Source organism: Candidatus Poseidoniia archaeon, from assembly GCA_030748895.1.
Classification (GTDB): domain Archaea; phylum Thermoplasmatota; class Poseidoniia; order MGIII; family CG-Epi1; genus UBA8886.
Genome location: JASMLC010000002.1, coordinates 80,585 through 96,810, shown reverse-complemented (window position 1 = coordinate 96,810; position 16,226 = coordinate 80,585). Strand labels below are relative to the sequence as shown.

The following is a 16,226-nucleotide window of genomic DNA, read 5'->3' as shown; positions in this document are numbered from 1 at the left end:
GGGCGCGCTACTCGACGAAGCTGGCGACGTCGGCCAGCCTCTTCTTCGCGAGCGCCGGTACCTGTGCGTCGCCGGCGGGGTAGCCCGTCACGAGAATCAGGAACGCGCGCTCGTGCTCCCCGCGGCCGAGGATGTCGCGCAGGAACCCCATCGGGCTGGGCGTGTGCGTCAGCGTCGCCAGCCCGGCGCGGTGGAGCGCCGCAATCAGGAAGCCAGTGGCGATGCCGACCGACTCCGGCACGTAGTAGTTTTTTATTTTTTCCCCGTCGTCCGCGACGCCATACGTTTCGGCGAAGATGACGATGAGCCACGGCGCTACCTCGAGGAACGGCTTGTGCTCATCGGTGCCCAGCACCTCCAGCGCGTCGAGCCACTCGTCGGGTGCGCGTCCGTGGTAGAACTCGCGCTCCTCCGCCTCGGCCGCCGTGCGGATGCACGATTTCGTCCCGGCGTCGCCGACCGCGACGAAGTGCCACGGCTGCCGGTTGGCGCCGCTCGGCGCCGAGTTGGCGGCACGCAGGCACTCCTCGATGAGCGTGCGCGGTACCGCCCGGTCCGTGAAGTGGCGCACCGTGCGGCGGCGACGCAGGTCGGCGACGAAATCACTGACGCGCGTCTGCATCTCCTCCAGCGGCAGTTCGCGGAAGTCGAGCGGCTGCATTTCCGGCGTGGTCACGCGCGGCGAGCGGTGGCGGTTATTACTATTCAGCGCCCGGTAAGGCTGCACGACTCCTAAATATCGCGCGGCGGCTCCGACCGCGTGGAACTCCGCACGGCGATGAGCAGGCTGGACCGCGAGCGGCCGGCGCTGGCGCTGCTGGTACTGGCGTTCCTGCTCCTGACGGGCTGGATGCTCGCGCAGCCGCACGACCTGGTCGCGGCGGGGCACCTGAAGGACGAGGAGGGCTACTACCCGTGGGCCGAACTCTACCTTGACGGATACTGGTCGCTGCCGCTGCAACTGGCCAACGGCGACCACCGTGACGAAGAGGCAATCTCCATCGATAGCGGAGTGCCGCCGCTGCAGGTGGCGTGGGAAATCGTCGCGCTCGACCCCGACGGGCTCGACGACGACCTGCGCGTCAGCGTGGCGTTCAACGACGGCGCGCCGGCGGTCAACGCCAGCGTCAGCATCCCGCGCCCACAAGGCGCACTCACGGCCGTCACCGACGCCGACGGCGGCGCAGAGCTGCGCGGGCTCCCGGCCGGCAACCCGCCGCTCGAGGTGCGCGCGTCGCGCGACGGCCAGAGCGTGGTCTACCGCACGCTGCTGGAGGTGCCGCTCGGCAACGCCGTGCGCTACGGCATTGCGTCGCTGGCGAGCATCGAGTTCCTGACCGACCGCACGCTGGGCGGGCTGCTCGAGGTGCAGCTGGAGGGCGACCGCGAAGGGCTCACGGTGCGCTTCAACGGCCAACCGCGCGGCGAGACCGACGCGCAGGGGCGGCTGGCGCTGGGCGATTTGGGGGCGAAGCGCGGCACGCTGCGGGTCGAGCGTGACGGCGACCCGGTCGCCGGCGCGCGCCTGCTGCTCGACGGCCACGAGCTGGGGGCGACCGACGCGCAGGGGCGGCGCACCGCGATGGTGGTCGAGCAGGTGCGGCTGACCGTCGCTCTGCAGGATACCCTGGGCGTCCCCGTCGCTGGCGCCGAGGTCGAGCTGTCGCAGCGCGGGCCGGACGCCACGCCGGAGCCGCTCGGGATGACCGGCGCCGACGGGAAACTGGTCGCGGAGCGCGAGCTGGAGCTGGGCGAATACCAGTTGGCGAGCCACTGGCTTATCGAGGGCTACGACCCGCCGCTGGCATCCGGCATCGCCGAGGTCGACGGCGAATACCACTACGTCAACCACTGGCCGCCCGGCCCCAGCGCAGCGCTGATGCCGCTCATCCTGCTCGGCGCCGAACCGCTCTTCGGCACGCTGCTGGCGCTAATAGCGGGCGCCGCCACTTACGGGCTGGCGCGCCGCTGGTGCGGCTGGCGCGTGGCGTGGCTGGCGACAGCCTTCACGCTCGCCAACGCGACGGTGCTGCTGCTCTGGTTCAGCCAGTGGATGGGCGACCTGGCCGCCGTCTCGTTCGCGCTGCCCGGCTTGTGGCTGGTGGTCGAGGCGGCGCACCGCGGCCGGCGGGAAGGCGCCAGCCGCAGCGTGCTGCTGCTGGCGCTCGGCGGCGGGGTGCTCTTCGGACTGGGAGTGTCGATGCGCTATACGACGGTCGTGATGGCGGGCGCACCGTATCTCTACATCGGCTGGCTCAACCTGCCGGCGGGCCGGACGCGCGAACTGCCCCGGCGGCTGCGCGAAGCGCTAGCGTGGCCGGCGGTGCGCGACCCGCTGCTGCAGGCGGGGGCGCTGACTGTGGGGCTGCTGCTGGTCGGCATCCCGCTCGCCGCCTACAATGCACACTATTTCGGCGGTGCGCTCAACTCCGGCTACCAGTCGCGCAACCAGCTCGAGGTCTCGAGCGACGGTGACAACCTGACGGTCGAGACGCACGAGGCGTCGGTCTCGATGTGGGACGGCTACATCAACCTGGGCGAGCAGGAGCGCGAGAACCTGCCGCAGGTCGCGAAGTTCGTCGCCGCCTTCTTCCCCGCCTTGCTCTGCGCATTCCCCGGCGCATTGGCACTGCGGCGCCAGCCCGCTGCTGGCATCGCGCTGGGATGGTGGCTCGGCTCAATCAGCGCCATCTACCTGACGCAAGGGTGGGTACTCGCCAATACCTTCACCGACATCCGCTACTACCTCCCACTGGCACCGCCGGCCGGAATCCTAGCGGCGGCCGGGTTGGCGCAGATTTCCGGTTCGCTGGAGCGGGGCAAGTGGCTGGCGCTGGCCATCGCAGCGCTCATCATCGCGTCGGGCGCGGTCGCCTTCGCCGACGCCGAAACCGACCTGCAGCAGCGCTGGAACCGCAGCGGGCAGCAGCAGCAGCCGACGACCGAGGCGACCATCTTCCAGCTCGACGCGACGCCGCAGCAGTTCCTTGACCGGCGCGTCCACGTCGGGGGCGCCGAGGTGGTCGAGCTGCGCGGCTCCAGCGCGGCGCTGTTGCGCGACCCGGTCGAGGGCAACGCGACGGTGATGCTGGTTTTCGGCCAGCATGCGGTCACGCTCGAGCCGGGCGAACGCATCGCGGTCAGCGCACAGTTCCGCGCCGACAACCATCCCGAGAACGATTTCGCACTCTTCCTGCAGAGCGCCGCTGACCTGGAGCACCTGCAAGGCCCCGACGGAGAGCAGCCGGTCGCGAATCAGCACCAGCCGCCGCAAGGGCAGGGGCAACCGCGCGGGAAGCTGCCGCTCAACGAGGCGCAACGGCTGGCGCTGACGCTCGGGCTGGCGGCCGCCGCGCTGGCGAACGGCAGCGCGGCGTGGGTCGCGTGGCGGCGTGGGTTCCTATAACCGCACGCCATCCCCGCCACGGAGCACGATGGGCAAGGCACTCGTAGTTTTCAGCGGCGGGCAGGACAGCACCACCTGCCTTTACTGGGCGCTCGCGCGCCACGAATCGGTCGCGGCGCTCACCTTCGACTACGGGCAGCGGCACCGCGTCGAAATCGACGCGGCGCGCGAAATCGCCGCGCTGGCGGGGGTCGAGTGGGAGCTGGTCAAGCTGCCGGGACTGGCGGGCAGCTCGCCGCTCACCGACGCTTCGCGCGCGGTCGCGCAATACGCCGATGGCGAGGCGCTGCCGGATGGCGTCGAGGCAACCTTCGTCCCGGGCCGCAACCTGCTCTTCCTGTCGCTGGCCGCCAACCGCGCTGCCGCCACCGGCTGCGACACCATCGTCGCCGGCGTCTGCGAGACCGACTTCGGCGGCTACCCCGACTGCCGCCAGCCCTTCATCGACGCGATGCAGGCGGCAATCAACGCCGCCATCGAGGGCGCCGCGCCGCCCATCGTCATCGAGACGCCGCTGATGCGGCTCACCAAGCGCGAGACGGTCCTGCTGGCGCAGGAGGTCGGCGCGCTCCCGGCGCTGGCGCTGTCGCACACCTGCTACAACGGCGCGCGGCCGCCCTGCGGAAGCTGCCACGCCTGCCTGCTGCGGCGGCGCGGCTTCGAGGCGGCGGGCATCCCGGACCCGCTCGAGGGGTAGCGGTGCGGGGGCGTGGTGGACCGGGCGGAATTTGAATCCACGGCCTCCTGCTTGCAAAGCAGGCGATCTTCCAGGCTGATCTACCGGCCCACGTGGGCCGGTATTTGGGGCGGTTTTTAGGGGCTCCGCTAAACCAGATGACACGCAACCGCGCACCCATCGCCCTCGCGCAGCTCGGGGTATTCCACCGCACAATTATCGACCGCGATGGGGCAGCGCGGGTGGAAGTGGCAGCCGCTGGGGGGTGCGGCGGGCGACGGGACGTCGCCCTCGAGCACGATACGCGCCTGTCGCCTTGCGGGGTCCAGCTCGGGGGTAGCGCTGACCAGCGCCTGCGAGTAGGGGTGGCGCGGGTTGGCGAAGAGCTGCGCGGCGTCCGCCTCCTCGACGACTCGGCCAAGATACATCACAGCGACGCGGTCGCACATGTGCTTCACGACGGCGAGGTCGTGCGAGATGAAGAGGAAGCTAAGGCCGAGGCGGCGTTGCAACTGCTGGAGCAGGTTGAGGATTTGCGCCTGCACGCTGACGTCAAGCGCGCTGGTCGGCTCGTCGAGCACCAGCAGCTGCGGCTCCAGCGCCAGCGCGCGCGCAATCACGATGCGCTGCCGCTGCCCGCCCGAGAACTGGTGCGGGAAGCGGTAGAGGTGGTCGGGGTTGAGGCCGACCAACTCGAGTAGCTCGCGCGCGCGGTCGCGCAGCCCCCGCGTCTGGCCGTGGATTACCAGCGGCTCGGTGACGAGGTCCTTGACCAGCATGCGCGGGTTCAGCGCCCCCAGCGGGTCCTGGAACACGACGCCGATGCGCCGGCGCAGCCGCCGCAAGTCGCCCAGCCGCAGCTCCTCCAGCCGGTCCCCTGCCAGACCATCTGCCAGCGCCGGTCCCAGTTCGACCGAACCGGCGGTCGGCGTCTCGAGACCCAGCAGCGTCCGCGCCAGCGTGGTCTTGCCGCAGCCGCTCTCGCCGACGATACCGAGCGTCTTCCCTTCGGGCAGCGTCAGCGTAACGCCGTCGAGCGCACGGACCTGCCCCTCGACGCGGCCGAGGAAATCCCGGATGGGAAAATGCTTCGCCAGTCCGTGCGTGCGCAGTATCATGGCTCAACCTCGTGGCACGCCACCTGTCGCGTGTCACCGCGCAGCTCCGGCGCCTCCGCCCGGCAGCGGTCGACCGCCAGCGGGCAGCGCGGGTGGAAGCGGCAGCCAGACGGAGGCGCGAGCAGGTCCGGCACGCGTCCCGGCACTGGCGCCAGCGTTTCGCTGGCGCCCGGGAGCGCCGCCAGCAACCCCTGCGTGTAGGGGTGCTGCGGGTCGCTGAACAGCTCGGCGACGGGGGCGGTCTCGACAATCGTCCCGGCATACATCACGGCGACGCGGTCGCACAGCTCCGCCACGACACCAAGGTCGTGTGTGATGAGCAGCACCGTCAGCCCCGCCTCCTGCTTCAACTGCCGCAGCAGTTGCAGGACCTGGCTCTGGATGGTGACGTCGAGCGCCGTCGTCGGCTCGTCGGCAATCAGCAGCTTCGGCCGCCCCGCGAGCGCCATCGCAATCATCACCCGCTGCTGCATTCCGCCCGAGAGTTCGTGCGGGAACGCGCGCGCCGCGCCGGCCGGGTCGGGCATCCGCACCTGCCCCAGCACCTCGACGACGCGCGCGGTGACCGCGTTCGCGTCGGGGAGGTCGTCATGCAGCCGCACCGCCTCCGCTATCTGGTCGCCGACGCGCATCACCGGGTTGAGCGCCGAGAGCGGGTCCTGGAATATCATCGCGATTTCGCCGCCGCGCACTTCGCGTATGCGCGATTCGCTCGCGTCGAGGAGCGACTCGCCAGCGAGGGTAATGCTCCCGGAATGGACGCGGCCGGTCGAGGGGAGCAGCCGCAGCGTCGAATAGGTGGTGACCGACTTGCCGCAGCCGGTCTCGCCGACCAGACCGAAGATTTCGCCCTCGCGCACCTCGAAGCTGACGCCCTCGAGCGCGCGCACCACGCCGTCGTAGGTGTGGAAGCGGGTGACGAGGTTCTCGACGCGTAACATCATTCCCTCTGCCGCGGGTCGAGGATATCCCGCAGTCCGTCACCGAGCAGGTAGAACGCCAACGCCCAGAGCGCAATCGCCAGTCCCGGGAAGAAGAACGCCCACCAGTCGCCCGCCAGCAGGTGCTCCTGCCCGTAGCCGACCAGCTTGCCCCACTCGGCCAGGTCGGGGCCGCCGCCGAAGCCGAGGTAGCCCAGCCCCGCCAGCACCAGCACGATGGACCCCATGTCCATCGTCGCGGCGATTACGACAGGGGTCAGGCAGTTGGGCAGCACGTGCCGGAAGATAATGCGGAAGTCGCTCGCGCCGGCGGCGCGCGCCGCCTCGACGTATGGCAGGTTGCGGACGGAGAGCGCCTGCGCCCGCACGATGCGCGTGAAACCGGGCCACCAGACGATTATCAGCGCATACATCAGGTATTCAATCGAGGGATTATTGGTCACCGCCACAATCGCCAGCGCCAGTATCAGCCCCGGAATCGCAAGGAACACGTCGGTGACGCGCATCATGATTTCATCGACGCGCCCGCCGTAGTAGCCCGAAATCACCCCCAGCACGACGGCGATGAAGGTGCCGCTGATGACAACCTTCAGCGCTACGTCGAGCGAGGTGCGGCTGCCCCAGATGATGCCGTACCAGATGTCGTAGCCCTTGCTGGTCGAGCCGAGAATGTAGCCGTCAGCCTCCCCCCGCTCGCCAGTGCAGGACCAGTAGCAAGGGGGCTGCAGGTCGTGGTTGAACTCGAAGTGCTCGACCATGCGGTCCGCGTCGCGCTGCCCCGGCTCGAGCGGTGCCAGGAATGGCGCCATGAGCGCGACCAGCAGGATGGTGAGCGCGATGAAGAGCCCCAGCAGCGCCAGCGGGTTACGCCGGAACTGGTGCGCCATCCGCCGCAGCTCGGCCCGGCGCGGCGGGATTTCGGCGACGAAATCCCGCCAGTTCAGGGCCAGCTGCACCAGCACGAACAGCACGAACAACAGCACCATCTCGGTCGCGTAGCCCCGGAAGATTCCAACGACCGCCAGCACGGTCCCTGCCGCCAGCGCCGGCACCCACAGGTATTCCCGCAACTGCGCCAGGAAATCGCGATGGTCCTGTTGCGGCAGATGGCCTGGCCACAAAGCCACCAGACCGAAGGCAGCCAGCGCCATCAAGTAGGCGATGTATTCAACCAGCACGCTCTCCGCCAGCAGTGCATCTACAAACGCCAGAATTCCACAGACACTAAAGCTGGCGCGCAATGGAAGCTGCCACACCAGCCCCACCAGAGCACCCAGCAGCAGTGCGTAGAGCAGCAGCTGGGCCAGGCCGAGACCGAGGTCGACGCTTAGCCATGTAACGGCGAGCAGCAGGATGGCCATCCCGGCGATGACCCATTCGGCGAGGCCGACGTCGCCGCTCAGTTCGACGCGCGGGTCAAGCCAGGCGTACGCCACGTCGACGACAAGATTCGCCAGCACGTAGAGCATCCCGGCGAAGAGCGTGTAGCCCAGGATAGCAGCGGTGTCGAGGTTGCGCATCGCCGTCACCGCCCACAACCCCAGCCCGGGCCACTGCCAGACCGTCTCGGTCAGCACCGAGCCGTTGAGCAGCCCGCCGAAGGCGAGGCCAAGCAGTGTCACGGTCGGAATCATGGCGTTGCGCGCGGCGTGGTTGACCACCACCTTGTGCTCCGGTAGCCCTTTGGCGCGCGCGGTGCGCACGTAATCCTGCTCGAGCACGTCGAGCATGCTGCCGCGCATCAGCCGGATGGTGGTCGCCATCGACGCGTACGCCAGCGTCGTCGCCGGCAGCAGCATATGCATCAATGCGTCCTTGAAGTGGACCCACGAACCGGCGAGCAACGCGTCGACCAGCAGCAGCCCCGTGCGTTGCTCAATCGGGTCTTCGAGGTCCCACAGGATGGCGTCGTAGCGATACCCCAGCGGCAGCTGCGTCGCGTCGCCCCACTGGAAGGCGAGGAAATACTTCAGGATGAGCGCGAACCAGAAAATTGGCACCGCCGAGCCGAAGAGCGCGAAGAGCCGAATCCAGTGGTCCTCCCAGCGATTATGCTTGACGCTGGAGAAGATGCCGAGCGGTAATGCAGTCGCGACCGCGACGGCGAATGCTAACAACGAAAGTTCGAGAGTCGCAGCAAATTTCAACACGATGGCATCCGACACCGGTTGGTTGATGGTCTGCGAGTAGCCCCATTCACCGTGGAGCAGGTTGTTGATGTAGGTGAAGTAGCGGACCGGGAGCGACTTGTCGAGGTTGTGCAGCTTGCGCAGCTCCTCAATCTGCTCGGGAGTTGATTTCTCGGTGACGTAGGGCGCGACCGGGTCGCCCATCAGGTTCGAGAGCGAGAAGGTGATGAGCGTCACCCCCAGCATCACCGGGATGGTGAAAGCCAGCCTCCGCAACACGTATTGCCACAGCTTCACGGCAGCGGCAGGCAGCCGCCGCTAAAAACCGCTCAGCCCTTGCTCAGCGAGTAGTAGTAGGTGCCGCCGTACATCGGGTTTGAATACCAGCCATCGACCCAGTCGCGCTCAACGTGGAAAGTGATGCCCTGATGGGTCCAGATGTAGATAGCCTCCTCGTGCTCCAGGTCGATGATGTCGGCGTAGAGCTGGATGCGGGTCGCGTCATCGGTCTCGCGCGCGGCGTCCATGATTAGCTCGTCCAGTTCATCGTTGTGGTACGCCAGGTAGTGCGGGAAGTGGCCGCTACTGTGCAGGAAGGGCTGGACGTAGTCATGCGGGTCGGCGTAATCGGGTGCCCAGCCGAGGAAGAATAGCGGCATCTCGGACTGGATGAACTTGTCCAGATAGTCGGGCCACTCGAGCCCCTGCACCACAAGGTCGAACTTGGCGTTGAGCGACTCGACGTTGTTCTCGAGCATCAGCAGCCCGTTCTCACGCGCGGTGTTGCCCGAGTTGTAGTAGACCGTCAGCGTGAAGCCGGTTTCCCAGACGCCAGCTTCCTTGAAGTAGTATTCAGCCTGCTCAAGATCGAGATTGTATTCCGGGCCGTATTCGTTGTAGCCAAGCATCCCGGACGGGACCGGCCCCTTGGGCTTGAGCGCGTGGTCGTCCAGTTCATCGGTGATGAACTGCTGGTAGGGGAACGCGTAGCAGAACGCCTTGCGGACGTTGATGTCGGCGAAGAAGTCAGATGAGGGGGCGGTCTGATCCCAGTTCTGGATATCATGGTTGAAGCCGATGAACCCCATGCTGAAGGTCGGCTGCCCCTCCATGATGCGGATGCCATCCTTGCCGTCCACTTTGTCGCGGTCGGCAATCGGGACGTATGCAAAGTCGGCGTCGCCTGCGAGCAGCTCGAGGATGCGCGAATCCTTGTCGTTGTTCTTCTTCATGTAAACAGTCTTGATGAAGCCGTCCGGGTACCCCTGCGCCTTGCGCTCGGCGGTCGACCAGCCGCCCCAGTAGTCGGGGTGGTACTCCATCAGCACATACTGGTCGGGAACCCACTTGACGAACTTGTAGGGGCCGGTACCCATGGCGTCCCTCTCGATGTTTTCGCACGGGACGCCCTCGATGGGGTCGCCGCAGCCCCGGGAGGCAACCCAGTTCTGCGAGAGGATGGCAGCGGCGTTGTAGGCCATAATCGAGAGGAAGCGCGGCGCCGATTCGGTCAGCGTGAACTGGACAGTATACTGGTCAATCTTCTGGATGCCGCTTTCGTTCAGGATTTCGGTATACATCCAGGCCGGGCCGTCGGCAAGGTTCATTACCACCAGCCGCTTTATCGAGAAGACGACGTCGTCGGCCGTCAGCGTCGAACCGTCATGGAATTTTACGTTCTGGCGAATATTGAAGGTATAGGTGAGCCCGTCAGGCGATATGCCGCCGTTGGCCTGCGTCGGAACCACGGTCGCCAGCATCGGCTTCAGCTTGTCGGTCCGCTCGCGCTCATACCAGACCAGCGTCTCGTAGGCGTTCATGATGACCGCGCCCGAGGCGGTGTCGTAGGCGTGAGCCGGGTCCAGTTCCTGCGGGTCGCCAATGGAAACCGTTGTAAACGTATCGGGATTCTTCACCTCGCCCGCTACCGCTTTCTCGCGGATGACGCGGATGGTGTAGACCGCATTGCTGGTGAGGCCGTTCTCGCCCGTGACAGTCAGTATGACCGGATAGTTGCCGGTGGTGCGGTCGCTGGTTAGCCCGCCACCGCTGCCGAAGGCGTGGGTGGTCTCGACCCCGTTGTCGGTCGCCCCGTCGCCGAACTGCCACTGCCAGCCGGTGACCGCGCTGGTCGAGGCGCTTCCGTCGGACCAGCCCCACGAGGCGGCGCCCGAGAAGCGGACCGTGCTGCCCGGCTTGACGACCGAAGCGGAGGCGGAAATCATCGCTGTCGGCGGCGACGAACCGGAACTGCTGGTCTCCAGCGGCAGCACCGTGACGTAGGTCAGCCGGTGGTCGTTGTTGCCGACCGCGCCCTTGTCATCGGTGACTGCCAGCGCGACAATGTATTCGCCCGGCTGGAAGTATGTGTGCGTCACAATCTGGCCGGAACCGGACTGGCCGTCGCCATAGTCCCAGTTCCACGACTTGAGGGCGCCGTCCTCGTCCCACGACTGCGAGCCGTCGAGCTGGACTGTGTCGCCGACGTTGACGACATTCGTGCCGCCCGTAAGCGTGACAACCGACTGCGGGTTCTGGTTGGAACCAATGCCGCCGCCGGTGCCGAGGCAACCAGTGAGAAACAGCATCGCGACCATGACTGCTGCGAAAGGTTTTCGTTCGTGCATTATCTCACCACCATCCCCGCCTGGCACGCTGGACAGGTGATGTTCAGCGGACGCGTCGGGTCGTTAATCTGGAGCCCGGCCTGGCAGGCGGGGCACTGGATGGTAACCGGCTGCGCGACCGGAGCTGCTGCAGCCGGGGCTGCGGCAGCCATCGCCGGAGCGGCAGGTGTCATCGCGGGCGGTGCAGCCATGGGCGCAGCCGCGGGCGCAGCGGGCGCGTCCCAGTCATCTTCCGGGGCGCCGCTGCCACGCCAGGAGTTGAAGCCGCCGAAGACGACAAGCCCGAGGCCGAGCGCCGCGAGCCCCGCGAACGCCAGCTCGGGCATCGATGAGTAGCGCGGCGCGATGGCGTCGGCCGGGAGCGCCTCGGCACTGGTCTCGTAGCCGGCAGGCGTCTCGCCCGCACCGAGCTGGGCAACCTCGAAGCTAATCACGACCTTGTCGTCAGGCCCGAAGTCGGCGAGCAAGTCGCCATTGAAACGGAACGCGATGTCGGTATCGCCGGCGCCGATACTCGCGAGCCAGATGCGCGTCTGCCCCTCATCGAGCTGGATGCGGGCGACCGTGTCGACGATGGTGACCGTCTCACCCACGTCATAGTCGTTGAAGGACTCGGTGTCGCCCGAGCTGCTAATCTGCGCCGCAAACTCGTCGCCATCCGACGCGATCATCCCGGGGAAAATCAGGAACTCGCCCAGCAGTCCCAGCACCAGTAGCAGGGCGCCTCCAAGCAGCAGCGGTCGCGCGACCATCTCCCCTGCGAGATTCAAAAGCGATATAAGCCTGCGGTCGCCGGCCCCGGTTGCCATCCTCGTCGTCGGGAAATGGCCGTGCGGGACTACCCGCTGCTGGCGTCCGGCCGGACGCTCCTGAGCAGGAACAGCAGCGAGCAGGCTAGTCCCAGCACGCCGGCCGGCCACCACGGGCTGGCGCTACCGGTCGCGACCGCTGCGTCGACCGCGTAGCCGAGCAGCGGCGCCACGATCATCGTGGCGCCGCGCCGCGCCGCGCCTGGCTCTCGATAGAGAGCAGCGAGGCGCCCTGCACCGCGCTGCCCTGCGCCGGGACCCACGTCCGCTCCACCGCCGAGATTGGCGAGGTGGAATTCATCAAGCGCGATAACAAGGGCAGCGGAAAACAACGGCTAACCTACACGCTGAAGAAACCAGGAAGCGAATAGAATTCAGGACTGCAAGGTATATTCAATCCGTAGGGCAAGGTACGGGTCCGATTATGGCTACTATTTCTCTAGAACTTCTTCCTCATCCAGCTTGTCTTAGTCTGAGAGCCCCGGACCCCTCAGTCTTTCACCAACTGGAAATGATTTTCCAAAAGATATTCCATGAATTTTTCTAATTCCACGACTCTTTCTTGAATCATATTACAATCACTACAATTGCATTTAGTACATTCGGCCATAATCTCCCAACGCAGCTACATTAAAAACTTTTTTTGCTTTAGGCCCAATCTTCCTCATCCGGCCCCCTCAGTCTAATTTATTTTTTTATTCTTCTTCTAAGTTTTCAATTTCTTCCATGCTACAAGGAGAAGAAAATAATTTCTTGGTTGGTTGTGATCCTTGTTTTGGTTTAGTATGACTTTCTTTTTTGGGGTCACAAGTACATTCTCTTGTTTTATCTGTCATAATTCCCTAAATTCTTCCTCCATTAAATACTACCGGGCCCCTCAGAGATTTAACTTTCAGGGATTATTTATGAGAAACATTACTCCCCATATCACAACAAAAACCGCCCATAGATAATTCAGAATCTGGCGGCAGAGTAAAAAGATATGTCGAAAGGTGCTTCATCGCCAGCAATCAGGCCTTTGACAAGAACTCCAGTAATTGGTGACATACCCATGCCTTGCATATTGTGTCCAGTAGCGATTATCAAATTACCATAATTGGGAGAGCGATCGATTATGGGCATTCCATCTGGAGTCATGGGGCGCCAGCCATACCATTCTTCCTTCATAGGAATCTCTCCAGGTTCCTTTAGATAACGACGTGCACCACGCTTCAAGGCCTCTATTCTGTGATGGTTGATTTTAGAATTATAACCAGAAAATTCCATAGTACCCCCTAATCGCAATCCGCTTTTCCAAGGTGTAACAGCCATACTTGCCTCGTTCAGTATAAGTGGGATTTTGACACACCCTTCAGGCCTTTCCAAAGTAATACTGTATCCTTTACCAGGCTGGATAGGGATTTTTACGCCCAGTTTTTTTGATAAGATGGGAGACCAGGCGCCAGAAGCCAGAACATAATTTTTTGAGGAATAATTGCCTTTATTGGTGACAGCAGAGTCAATCCTTGTTCCATTTGTCTTAAAATCTGTAACTTTACATTTCTCAATTACGTTAACTCCCATTTCAGAGATAACGCGCCTCCATTCCGACATCAGGCTTTCAGGCCTCATGTGGGCATCCATTTTGTAGAGCCAACCTCCATACAGATCCGATTGCAGGCCAGGCTCAGTCTGGAATAATTCATCACCTATCAGGGGCGTTGCGAATAATCCAATTTCATCTAACATCTTTTGAATTGGAGCAAAGGTTTCCATGTTTTCCTTTCCTGCATGCACCTGAATACAGCCCACCTCATCTAGTTCAATCTCCATATTCTCACGATTGACCATTTCGTTCCACATTGGGCGAGAAGCGTCAAGCAATTGCAGACGTCCAAGCATAGCATGTTTCATGTCAGACAGATTGCATTTGCGCGCAGTTTGCATGAACCAACGCATTGCAGTCCAGTTCATCCAGGGACTGACGTAGAGAGGCGCATCACTTTGCAACATCATGCTCACAGCTTTTACGATAAGGCCGGGACGAGAAAGTGGTAACACATGACTAGGTGTTATCAATCCACAGTTTTCTCGAGATGATCCATCTCCAATCAAGCCCTTTTCCAGTAATCGGACCGAGTAACCTGCCTTGACAAGTTGATAGGCACTAGATATGCCAATTACTCCTCCCCCGATTACTGTGACGTCACAGTCATTATCATTGTGATTTTCTGATTTCACTTAATCTCCTTTGCTCTTACAATCATTCAGTATTTACAACTAACCCACGTCAGTCACAATATTTTTTGTGAACAATCATATATTAGCGAGAGGGCATTCAGCAAACGTGCCTATCGGAGATTATGGCTTAGCGATTCTTTCGTTCGTTGCAGATAATTCTTCGTCTGAATCAGCGTCGCCGACGCAGCGAGATGACGGCGACGGCGCTGCTGTTCCGCTCAATCGACCAGCAGGTGTGCGACGCGTTTCCGCCCGGCACTCACTTCCTGTGGCACCTGTTCAATGGCGGGATGCTCTACTGCCTCTTCACGGGGCTGGTGGCGGGAGTAATCCCAGGCGGGTCTAGGGATATGCGCAGAAACTACTGTTCTCTTTCTACCAGGTCGGAGCCTTCGTAATCCACGTCACTCACGAGGCCTGAGTTGACCGTGACGAAGATGGTGGCGTTGCCGGTTCGCTCGAATTCGCTCACCGCCAGCTTCAGCTCGCGCCACTCATTGGCGCCGTTGTTGATGGCACCACCCGCAAGGTCGTCCTCGGCAATCACGTAAGTCGCGGAAGCGGCGGTTACGACGCACTCTGCCTCTTCGCAGTAGCCGTTTTCGAGCCGCCACTCGACCCAGTCGTAACTGAGGTTCGCCTGCGCCTCGCCCCAGGCGCGGGACTTGTACTTCGTGAGCGCCGACTCGAGGCTGGTCTCCAGCACCGGCGTCTGCGTATATTCTTCCGCATCAACCAGCGCGAATTTCTGGATTGAGAAGCCGCTGTAGAGCGGAAAGATGTAGGCGTCCCGTACGGCGCCGGAATCGCTCATAATCGGGTAGAGGTAGCCCTCGTCAATCCGCAGCTGGCTGAAACCTTCGGCGCCGCTGGCGAGGTAGGCGTAGACCTGTTCCAAGGCAGTGTCAAGGTTGGCGAGCGACTTCGCCTCGCGGTTGTGGTAGACCGCTTCCCCGGAACGGGTATCGACCAGGATGTAGCCCGCCAGCACGTTCGAGCTGAGCTGGTTCATCGGGATATACCAGTAGGTCTGCCCGTCGAGCACTACGAAACGCGCCGAGTCGGACGGGGTGGAGAGGTGCGTCTTCGTGAACATGTGGTAGAGGATACCTTCCCGCCATTCGCCCCAGAGGCTGGCCCAGTCCTCGACGTAGTAGTCGGGATAGACCACCTCCAGCCAGGCCGGGATTTCCGGGTCGTCGACATCGTAGACCGCATGGTCGTCGATGTCGCGGGCATTGATTATCAGGATTTTCTCCAGCGTCACGACATCCCTGACGACGCCGCGCTCGCCAAGGTAGACAATCCAGAACGGGTTCTCGTTGTCGTCGATGTCGAAGCGCACCTGCACCTTGACCAGCTCCAGCGCGTATTCGTCGAACAGGAGCTGGTCAACACGGTTGGCCCAGCTAATCTGCGAAACGTGGACTGCGAAGCCCTCGCTCGAACTCCGGACCGGGTCGAAGCCTTCGCTCGACATGTTGGCAGGGTCGTTGGTCACCGTCACGTAGAACGGCACCTGCTTGCCACCGGTCCATTTCCAGGCCTCGAACTTGGGTGCGTTGACCCAGACGAATTCGCCGTTGACCAGCGTAGGCGCGGTGTATTCCATCATTTCCCACTCATCCGTGCTCAGTGAGGAGGCTGAGTCACCGTACGAGCGTTCCAGGTACTGCGTGGCGAGGTACCATGAAATGACGCGCACTTCGTTGGGGTCGGTCAGGTAGTTTGCTGGCGCGTCAGTGTTCTCGGCACTCTCGTTCAGGTTGCTGAACATCGGGTTGAACTCGAGGTTTCCCATCAGCGGGGTGATGTTTGCCCCCACGAGCAGGATAATAATGCCGATTGCGACGAGCGGACGGACCCCGGCATATTGCAGCAAGTTCCTGCCGTCCGGACCACTGCCACGGATGTAGTAGACCGTGATATTGCGAGTCACGGTTCCTATGACCAGAAAAGCGATTGAGAGCGACAGGAGACCCAGCACGGAGCCGGTCCACTGTGCAAAGGTAAAGTCCTGGAAAATAGCCCAGCCGAGTAGCGCAACCGCCCAGAATATGCCACTGGCGAGCGGGAAAAGGATGTAACCGCCAGCAGTGACGAAGCGGAAGTTTCGCAAGAATTCGGGAACGTCGTGGCGGTTCGACCTGACCTTCGTGATGCCAAACCCGCCCCGGTCGTAAGCGACAGGCGTCAGGCAGACACAGAGCCAGAGCAGGAACCAGACCAGGTATTGCGACATACTCGCCCCCGAGACTACTGGTATTTAACCCTGTTTCAAAAATTTATTTTGAAAGCGC

The 16,226-nt window shown here is 63.2% G+C and carries 12 protein-coding genes, 1 tRNA gene and 1 pseudogene; 3 read left to right on the top strand and 11 right to left on the bottom strand.

What is annotated here, in order from left to right:
• Positions 1 to 7: 7 nt before the first annotated feature.
• Complete coding sequence (locus tag QGG57_01325; GenBank protein ID MDP7006822.1) at positions 8 to 676, bottom strand: nitroreductase family protein; 669 nt, start codon at positions 674 to 676, stop codon at positions 8 to 10.
• Between the two features lie 84 nt (positions 677 to 760).
• Here QGG57_01325 and QGG57_01320 point away from each other — a divergent pair, with 84 nt between their 5' ends.
• Positions 761 to 3,406 carry a carboxypeptidase regulatory-like domain-containing protein gene (locus QGG57_01320; GenBank protein ID MDP7006821.1) on the top strand — a complete coding sequence of 882 codons (2,646 nt, stop codon included), beginning with the start codon at positions 761 to 763 and terminating at the stop codon, positions 3,404 to 3,406.
• Positions 3,407 to 3,434: 28 nt separating this feature from the next.
• Positions 3,435 to 4,103, top strand: a complete 669-nt coding sequence (gene queC / locus QGG57_01315) for a 7-cyano-7-deazaguanine synthase QueC (GenBank protein ID MDP7006820.1) — start codon at positions 3,435 to 3,437, stop codon at positions 4,101 to 4,103.
• A gap of 13 nt (positions 4,104 to 4,116) precedes the next feature.
• On the opposite strand, the gene QGG57_01310 is transcribed toward queC, so the two are convergent.
• The 9 genes from QGG57_01310 to QGG57_01270 form a co-directional block, all read right to left on the bottom strand.
• Positions 4,117 to 4,193 (bottom strand) — tRNA-Ala (locus QGG57_01310).
• A 38-nt stretch (positions 4,194 to 4,231) separates the two neighbouring features.
• The gene (locus QGG57_01305) at positions 4,232 to 5,200 is read right to left on the bottom strand and encodes an ATP-binding cassette domain-containing protein (GenBank protein MDP7006819.1); all 969 of its coding nucleotides are present in this window, start codon (positions 5,198 to 5,200) and stop codon (positions 4,232 to 4,234) included.
• Positions 5,197 to 6,141: an ABC transporter ATP-binding protein gene (locus tag QGG57_01300; protein MDP7006818.1), complete on the bottom strand. Its 945-nt coding sequence runs from the start codon at positions 6,139 to 6,141 to the stop codon at positions 5,197 to 5,199. The genes QGG57_01305 and QGG57_01300 overlap by 4 nt, the downstream gene beginning before the upstream one ends.
• Positions 6,141 to 8,567, bottom strand: coding sequence for an ABC transporter permease subunit (locus QGG57_01295; protein ID MDP7006817.1), 2,427 nt, complete (start codon positions 8,565 to 8,567; stop codon positions 6,141 to 6,143). Before QGG57_01295 ends, QGG57_01300 begins: the two co-directional genes overlap by 1 nt.
• Before the next feature lie 32 nt (positions 8,568 to 8,599).
• Complete coding sequence (locus QGG57_01290) at positions 8,600 to 10,897, bottom strand: ABC transporter substrate-binding protein (GenBank protein MDP7006816.1); 2,298 nt, start codon at positions 10,895 to 10,897, stop codon at positions 8,600 to 8,602.
• The gene (locus QGG57_01285; protein MDP7006815.1) at positions 10,897 to 11,649 is read right to left on the bottom strand and encodes a hypothetical protein; all 753 of its coding nucleotides are present in this window, start codon (positions 11,647 to 11,649) and stop codon (positions 10,897 to 10,899) included. The genes QGG57_01290 and QGG57_01285 overlap by 1 nt, the downstream gene beginning before the upstream one ends.
• A gap of 86 nt (positions 11,650 to 11,735) precedes the next feature.
• Entirely contained in the window at positions 11,736 to 12,038 is a 303-nt protein-coding gene (locus tag QGG57_01280) for a hypothetical protein (protein ID MDP7006814.1), read from the bottom strand.
• Positions 12,039 to 12,401: 363 nt separating this feature from the next.
• Complete coding sequence (locus QGG57_01275) at positions 12,402 to 12,542, bottom strand: hypothetical protein (GenBank protein MDP7006813.1); 141 nt, start codon at positions 12,540 to 12,542, stop codon at positions 12,402 to 12,404.
• Positions 12,543 to 12,660: 118 nt separating this feature from the next.
• Positions 12,661 to 13,926: an FAD-binding oxidoreductase gene (locus QGG57_01270; protein ID MDP7006812.1), complete on the bottom strand. Its 1,266-nt coding sequence runs from the start codon at positions 13,924 to 13,926 to the stop codon at positions 12,661 to 12,663.
• 203 nt (positions 13,927 to 14,129) lie between these two features.
• On the opposite strand from QGG57_01270, the pseudogene QGG57_01265 reads away from it, so the two are divergent.
• Positions 14,130 to 14,324 (top strand): annotated as a pseudogene (locus tag QGG57_01265) (hypothetical protein).
• Here the strand turns inward: QGG57_01265 and QGG57_01260 are convergent.
• Complete coding sequence (locus QGG57_01260) at positions 14,288 to 16,168, bottom strand: hypothetical protein (protein MDP7006811.1); 1,881 nt, start codon at positions 16,166 to 16,168, stop codon at positions 14,288 to 14,290. The pseudogene QGG57_01265 and the gene QGG57_01260 sit on opposite strands and share 37 nt — an antisense overlap.
• Positions 16,169 to 16,226: the final 58 nt, after the last annotated feature.

Bases quoted from the DNA above. Each gene is read 5' to 3' on its own strand.
- QGG57_01285 (MDP7006815.1), bottom strand. From the start codon at position 11,649: ATGGTCGCGCGACCGCTGCTGCTTGGAGGCGCCCTGCTACTGGTGCTG.
- QGG57_01275 (MDP7006813.1), bottom strand. From the start codon at position 12,542: ATGACAGATAAAACAAGAGAATGTACTTGTGACCCCAAAAAAGAAAGT.
- queC (MDP7006820.1), top strand. From the start codon at position 3,435: ATGGGCAAGGCACTCGTAGTTTTCAGCGGCGGGCAGGACAGCACCACC.
- QGG57_01305 (MDP7006819.1), bottom strand. From the start codon at position 5,200: ATGATACTGCGCACGCACGGACTGGCGAAGCATTTTCCCATCCGGGAT.
- QGG57_01290 (MDP7006816.1), bottom strand. From the start codon at position 10,897: ATGCACGAACGAAAACCTTTCGCAGCAGTCATGGTCGCGATGCTGTTT.
- QGG57_01300 (MDP7006818.1), bottom strand. From the start codon at position 6,141: ATGTTACGCGTCGAGAACCTCGTCACCCGCTTCCACACCTACGACGGC.
- QGG57_01260 (MDP7006811.1), bottom strand. From the start codon at position 16,168: ATGTCGCAATACCTGGTCTGGTTCCTGCTCTGGCTCTGTGTCTGCCTG.